Origin of the sequence: Acidovorax sp. (assembly GCF_034519795.1) — a bacterium.
Taxonomy (GTDB): domain Bacteria; phylum Pseudomonadota; class Gammaproteobacteria; order Burkholderiales; family Burkholderiaceae_C; genus Acidovorax.
Genome location: NZ_JAXHOB010000004.1, coordinates 396,182 through 402,652 on the forward strand (window position 1 = coordinate 396,182; position 6,471 = coordinate 402,652).

Annotated in this window: 7 protein-coding genes and 1 pseudogene; 2 read left to right on the top strand and 6 right to left on the bottom strand. The window is 62.3% G+C overall.

Going from position 1 to position 6,471, the window contains the following annotated elements; all coding sequences use genetic code 11:
• Positions 1–77 precede the first annotated feature (77 nt).
• Complete coding sequence (locus U5N23_RS05660; RefSeq protein WP_322591836.1) at positions 78–1,361, top strand: patatin-like phospholipase family protein; 1,284 nt, start codon at positions 78–80, stop codon at positions 1,359–1,361.
• On the opposite strand, the gene U5N23_RS05665 is transcribed toward U5N23_RS05660, so the two are convergent.
• The gene (locus U5N23_RS05665; RefSeq protein ID WP_322591837.1) at positions 1,347–2,300 is read right to left on the bottom strand and encodes a LysR family transcriptional regulator; all 954 of its coding nucleotides are present in this window, start codon (positions 2,298–2,300) and stop codon (positions 1,347–1,349) included. The genes U5N23_RS05660 and U5N23_RS05665 overlap by 15 nt on opposite strands.
• Before the next feature lie 121 nt (positions 2,301–2,421).
• Here U5N23_RS05665 and U5N23_RS05670 point away from each other — a divergent pair, with 121 nt between their 5' ends.
• On the top strand, positions 2,422–3,036 hold the full coding sequence (locus tag U5N23_RS05670) for an FMN-dependent NADH-azoreductase (RefSeq protein WP_322591838.1): 615 nt from the start codon (positions 2,422–2,424) through the stop codon (positions 3,034–3,036).
• A gap of 7 nt (positions 3,037–3,043) precedes the next feature.
• Here U5N23_RS05670 and U5N23_RS05675 read toward each other — a convergent pair whose 3' ends face one another.
• The 5 genes and pseudogenes from U5N23_RS05675 to U5N23_RS05695 form a co-directional block, all read right to left on the bottom strand.
• A complete protein-coding gene (locus tag U5N23_RS05675; protein WP_322591839.1) occupies positions 3,044–3,397 on the bottom strand; it encodes a nucleotide triphosphate diphosphatase NUDT15 in 354 nt (117 codons plus the stop codon).
• 45 nt (positions 3,398–3,442) lie between these two features.
• Complete coding sequence (locus U5N23_RS05680) at positions 3,443–4,762, bottom strand: type II toxin-antitoxin system HipA family toxin (protein ID WP_322591840.1); 1,320 nt, start codon at positions 4,760–4,762, stop codon at positions 3,443–3,445.
• Positions 4,755–5,093 (bottom strand): helix-turn-helix transcriptional regulator, encoded by a 339-nt coding sequence (locus U5N23_RS05685; protein WP_322591841.1) that lies wholly within the window; start codon positions 5,091–5,093, stop codon positions 4,755–4,757. The genes U5N23_RS05680 and U5N23_RS05685 overlap by 8 nt, the downstream gene beginning before the upstream one ends.
• A 123-nt stretch (positions 5,094–5,216) precedes the next feature.
• Positions 5,217–6,122 (bottom strand): TIGR01777 family oxidoreductase, encoded by a 906-nt coding sequence (locus tag U5N23_RS05690; protein ID WP_322591842.1) that lies wholly within the window; start codon positions 6,120–6,122, stop codon positions 5,217–5,219.
• 33 nt (positions 6,123–6,155) lie between these two features.
• Positions 6,156–6,471 (bottom strand): annotated as a pseudogene (locus tag U5N23_RS05695) (PadR family transcriptional regulator); the annotation flags it as partial.

The window sequence follows — 6,471 nt, forward strand, 5'->3', positions numbered from 1 at the left end:
TATCTGCGCCCCAAAGCAAGGGTTTACCCCGCGCATTTCTGGGTTTACAAGGGCGCAAGGCTTTTGATAATGGACACATGCACTCGCGCCACAAACCCCTGCCCTCCACCGGCTTGTTACTGACAGGCGGTGGCGCCCGCGCGGCCTACCAAGTGGGCGTGCTAGAGGCCATTGCCGACATCCGCATCGCCTGCGGCGCAGAGAACGAGGGCAACCCCTTTCCCATCCTCGCAGGCACCTCCGCCGGCGCCATCAACGCGGCCGCGCTGGCCTGTGGCGCCGACAACTTTGATGCCACCGTACGCCTCATCGCCCGCACCTGGCGCAACTTCCACGCCCACGAGGTCTACCGTGCGGACCACCTGAGCATGCTGCGCTCCGGTGCCAGTTGGATGACCTTGCTGTCTTTGGGCTGGATCTTGGCCAAGTTTCGGCGGCTCAAGCCCAAGTCGCTGCTGGACAACAGCCCGCTGGGCGAGTTGTTGCACAAACTGGTGCCGCTAGAACGCATTCCCTACCTGGTGCGCCGGGGCGACTTGCAGGCGCTGGCGATCACTGCTTCCAGCTACAGCTCGGGCGAGCACATCACCTTTTTCCAGGGTGACCGCCGCCTCATGCCCTGGGTACGCAGCCAACGCCGCGCCGTGCGCGACCGCATCACCCACGCCCACCTGCTGGCCTCCAGCGCCATCCCCTTTGTGTTTCCGGCCACCCAGCTGCATATCAACGGCCACACCGAATACTTTGGCGACGGCTCCATGCGCCAGAGCGCGCCGGTCGCCGCCCCTATTCATTTGGGGGCCGAACGCATCTTGGTCATCGGCGCAGGCCGCATGCACGAGACCAAGGACGAAACCCAGAAAAACACCACCACCCACTACCCCACCATTGCCCAGATTGCGGGCCACGCGCTGTCCAATATTTTCTTGGACGCGCTGGGCGTGGACGTAGAACGCGTGCAGCGCATCAACCAGACGATTAACCTAGTGCCGCCAGAGGCCCGGACCTCCAGCGCGCTGCGGCCGGTAGAGTTGTTGGTGATTGCGCCCAGCCAGCGGATCGACGCCGTAGCAGCCCGCCACATAGACAACCTCCCGCACGCCGTGCGCACCATGCTGGGCGGTGTCGGCGTGTCCTCGGCCAAGGCCGACGTGAAGGGCGCCGCGTTGGCCAGCTACCTGCTGTTTGAGAGCAGCTACACCTCGGAATTGATGTCGATTGGCTACGCGGACGCACAAGCCCAACGGGCTGAGATCTGCAAGTTCTTCAGCTGGGTGGACCCCGAGGCCGTCACGGCGCCCAGTGAACTCACCGAACCACCCCGCCAAGAGCGACGCAAAGATCCTCTACGCCTGCGTTGACAGCGACTCCAGCGAGGGGCAGCCCGGCGGCAAGTTAGGCATGCCTTCGCCGTCAGTGTGGTCCCCCAAAAAGTCCAGAAAACGCCGCACCGCCGGCACCATACCCCGGCGCGAAGGGTAGACCGCGTGAAAGATGCCGCGCGGCGGCGCCCAGCCGGGCAAGACGTGCACCAAGCTACCCGCTTCCAGCTCGCGCCGGCACATGTAGTCGGGCAGAAAGCACATGCCCGTTCCCTGTAATGCCGAGAACTTCAGCGTAAGCAAGTCGTCCGCCACATAGCGTGGCTGGTGCACCAGCGTGTGCCGAGCGCCACTGGGGCTGACCAACACCAACGTGGCCTTGCCGTCGATGCTGGACATGGACATGGTGTCCATCGCGACAAGGTCGTCGGGGGTGGTGGGTTGGCCTTGGCGCTCTAGCAGCAGCGGGCTGGCCACCAGATAGGTGCCTGTCTCGCCCAGTTTTTTCACCACCAAGCTACCGCTGTCGTCCAACGTGGGGCGCACGCGCAGCGCCACATCGATGCCCTCGTCCACCAAGTCCACCACGCGGTTGCTAATGCGCATGTCCACCTTCACCTGCGGGTGGCGCGCCAGAAACAGCGACATGATGGGCCCCAACGTGCTCTGCGCCAGCGTCACCGGGCAGGCAATGCGAATGGTGCCGCGCGGCTCGGTCTGTACCTGCTCCACCGCCTCGGCCGCTGCCTCGGCCGCGTCGCGCACCGCCAGGCAGTGGCGCAAATACACCTCGCCCACCTCGGTGAGCGATAGCTTGCGCGTGGTGCGCTGCAACAGGCGCACGCCCAGGCGGGTTTCCAGCTCGGCCACGCGGCGCGAGAGCTTGGACTTGGGCTGGCCCAGGTGCCGCCCGGCGGCGGCAAAACCGCCCCGTTCTACGACCTCCGCGAAGTACAGCATGTCGTTGGTGTCTTGCATGGCAATGCCTTTATTGTTCCAAATTCAGGACAATCTAACGCAATATTGCCGGCTTATCAAACATTAACCTCGAAATAACAATATACACACCGACACCAAACACCCATTGAAAGGCCCTGTCATGAAACTCTTGCACATTGACTCCAGCATCCTGAGCGCTAACTCCGTGTCCCGCCAACTGACCAAGGACACCGTGGCCCAATGGGTGAACACCCACCCCGACAGCACCGTGGATTACTTGGACTTGGCGGTAGACACCCCCACCCACCTGTCCGCTGAATCTTTGGGCTTTCGGATGCCCGCAGGCAGCGCCGACCTGAGCGACGTGCAAAAGCGCGAAAACGCCGTGTCGGAAGCGCTGGTGAGCCAGTTCTTGGCGGCCGACGTGATCGTGGTCGGCGCGCCGCTGTACAACTTCAGCATCCCCAGCCAGCTCAAGGCCTGGATTGACCGCGTAGCCCAAGCCGGCCGCACCTTCACCTACACCGAGGCCGGCCCCAAAGGCCTGGCCGGCGGCAAGACCGTGATCGTGGCCTCCACCCGCGGCGGCGTGTACTCCACCAGCGATTGGGGCCGCGCTGCTGAGCACCAAGAGAGCTACCTGCAAACCGTGTTCGGCTTCCTGGGCATCACCGACGTGCGCTTTGTGCGCGCCGAAGGCCTGGCCATGGGCGACGCCAAGAAGGCTGAGGCGATGCAAGAAGCAGCCAACGGCATTGCCCAGCTGGCAGCGTAATCCGCCGTTAAGCCGCACCCGCTGGCACGAACCCACTGCCGCGAAGCGTCGCCAGCGGCGGGAACAATGGCGCTGGCAAATCGGACCAGCGAAACCATTTCCAGCCAGCGCACTTGTGGGGCTCGCAGGCCACTGGGTGACCCGAAACACTTTGCGCGACGACAAAGAGAGTGACGTAATGCTTGCCTTCGGAGGCGAAAACGTCGTTGGTATACGGGGCGGGATGGACAGCTTGCAATTCCAGCCCCGTTTCCTCAAGAACTTCTCGGGCGGCACATTCCGCCACGGATTCACCAAACTCCAAGTGGCCGCCAGGCAGCGCCGTGCGATCCAATACGCTGGCCGAGCAGAACAAGGCCATCACGGACAATGATCACGCCAACGCCGACCAGTAGAGATTCATTTTTCATGTTTTCTCAGGGGCCAGTTCTGTAAGGCGCTGATGGAGATGGCTCGCCAAGTGCGCGGGGGCGTTGTCCAGAATAGCAGGCCAATGTTTCTTAGCCAACTGCCGCGTATCGCGAACCACCTTGCGCATGGCGTTGAACTGGAGAATACCCACTGACTTGGCCAATCGCTCCGCTTCGTCTTCGCTCCATGTTCTGAGACTCGCATCCATCGCCCGGTTCACACCTAACTTATCGGGCTGCGCAGGATCGAAATACGCGCTGACACACACGATGTCGTAGGCCGGCGCCAATGTGGGGTGGCGCCCATCCAGGTACATCAGCGCCCAGTTTTTGGCATGCGCGTCCGTGTTCCCCATCAAGGCATAGGCCGTCCAACGGCGGAACACTTCTTTGAGATCGTTCATGCCACTGGCCGGGGATATTTTCAACACGCCCAGCAAAGCCTGCATGGCTTGCGGCAAGTCTTTGTATTTGTTCCGCGCATCGCGCCCCACCGCTTGCGCAAGCTCTTCAAAGTGGATGCGCCCGATAGCACCATCTGGCTGGACCGCGCGGTCAAACCGGGGAACGTGCAGGTACTGAGAAAACGCCTTGGTTACATGCTCTGGCAAATCCAGCTCGGCGATCGGGCGGGACGTGGCGCCCGCCGTGGTGATGCCGACTGCGCCGGCCAGCGCATAGCAAAGGGCTTCGTTCTCGACCAAATCAGGGTATTCGGTGCTGGGCAGCTTGGCCAAGATTTCACCAGCCGTAGTACCGGTGCGAATGACATAGCGGCGACCACTGGCCACCATGGAAAATTTGGTGGCATAGCCGCCCACCGAAAAACCGTCGTCACTGGGCGACGCCACCGCATTGGCCTCCAAGGGCTCCAGGCCCTTGGTGACATGCAGGTTCAAAACCTCCGCCGGAATGTCTTGGGTTGCAGGGACGACCTCCAGAGCGCCGATCAGATCGTGCCCCGCTGCGGCCAACAGCTCAAACTCATCGTCAACCGCCACCCCACGGCGGTCAGCCAAGCGTTGGCGATTAGGCCCTTCGGGCAAGAGGTTTCCAAAATAGCTCGGCAACTTGCCGATGCGCACCAAACGCTCATCGTCGCGCGCCGTCAAGATGGCCCGCGACTCAGCGTCGTTCGCGCCCGTGTAGAGCTGCGAGAGCGTGGGCCGGTGCGGGTCTGCCACGTAATCCGCTGCAAATGACACCCGGAGGTTGTCCCCCAAGGTGGATATCCACCCCAACTCGGTAGGCTGGCGCGCCCCCGGTGTGTGCAACAGCAACTGCGCCATGGTGATGGCGTTTGTGTTTTTAGTCATCGGCGGCTTGCATGAAACGCTGCGCCACGCCAAGCGGCGCATTGACGCCGGCCGGCAAAGACAGCACCTGCCCCTCGTTGTTGATGAAGTTCGCCGTTGCTTCCAACAAATGTTGCGGGACCGGAAGCAACCCATAGCCCATGGCCTCCAGCAAGCTCACCACCGTGGACAGGCGCGGGTCTGCCGTACCTTCGGCTGCAGCAATGGTCATTCGGTTCAGCCCGGTTTTGAACGCCAAATCCGTGGCCTTGACCTTGGCCGCGCGCTTGATTGCACGCAGGTTTTCGGTGACCGATGCGTCAGATTGGATCGCTGCCCCATTTTGTATCATTTGCTTATTTTGGTTAGCATTTATATTTGTATGCTACCCAAATACAGCTCTTCTCGCAAATTAAATGCTAGTTATTCACTGCAATTTACCATAAATGCCAGTTATAACTAGCAAACAATATACTCAATCAACCGACTGGAGTACGTCTCGTAGCGCGCTACCGATGTCTGGAAACTGGTAGCGGTAGCCCCAGGCTTGCGCACGCCGGGGCTGTAGCCGTTGGCCGGCCAGCAACAGGTTGGACATATCGCCCAAAGCCAGTTTCAACGCGAACGCTGGCACAGGCAGAAACGCAGGGCGGTGCAGCGCGGCTGCCAGCGCTGCGGTGAATTCGGTGTTGCGCAGCGACTGCGGCGCGCAGGCATTCACCGGGCCGTCGCAGTTGTCGTGGTGCAACAGGTGATCAATCAAACCCACCTCGTCGGCGATATGAATCCACGGCATCCACTGCTGGCCGCTGCCCAAACGCCCGCCCAGCCCTAGGCTAAACGGAAGCCGCAATCGGGCCAACATGCCGCCTTGCGGCGAGAACACGGCGGCGGTGCGCAAGAGCACCACGCGCAAGCCCAAGGCACGGGCGCGCAGCGCCTCTTGTTCCCAGGCCGCACACAACAGGCTGCCAAAGTCTGGCTGCTGCTGCGCGCTGTCTTCGTCCAGCACCAGCTCGTGTCCATCGCCATACCAACCCACGGCCGAACCCGAAATCAGCACACGAGGTCGCTGCGGCAAGGTGGCCAGCCAGTCCACCAAACTGCGGGTCAGGTCGATTCGGCTGCGCGTCAACACCGCGCGGCGTGATGCGGTCCAACGCCGGTCGGCAATCGGTGCGCCGGCCAGATTCACGACCGCGTCCAGCAGCGCAGCGTCAGGAATGTCTTGCAGTTGCCCGACTCCCACTGCGCCGCTGCACAACGCCGCCACTCTTTGCGGTGTGCGGCTCCACACCAGCACCTCATGGCCCTGAGCCGCCCAAGTGCGGCACAGGGCGCGCCCAATGAGACCGGTGCCTCCTGTTAACAATATTCGCATCACATCCCTCCTCGTGGTCGTGCCGCCAGTCGGCTATTGCCGAGCTAACGCCGCCAGCGCCTCCTGCGCCCAGGCAATGCTACCCTCTTCGTACAGGATGCCCTTTTTCAGAATCAGGTGCTGTAGCCGCTTGGCGCGCGGCATGGTGTCGCCCAGCGCAAAATCTCGGGCCTCAATCGCGCGGTAGTGGGCCAGCTTTTCGGTGTGCTGGGCAATGCGCGCGCGCAGCTCGGCGCTTAAATCCACTTCGTCCAGCGCGGCATCGGCGCGCAGCTTCACGATGAATTCATCGCGCAGGTCGATGGGGGCTGCGGGCTCCTGCGTCCAGCGCACCAGCTCGGCGCGGCCA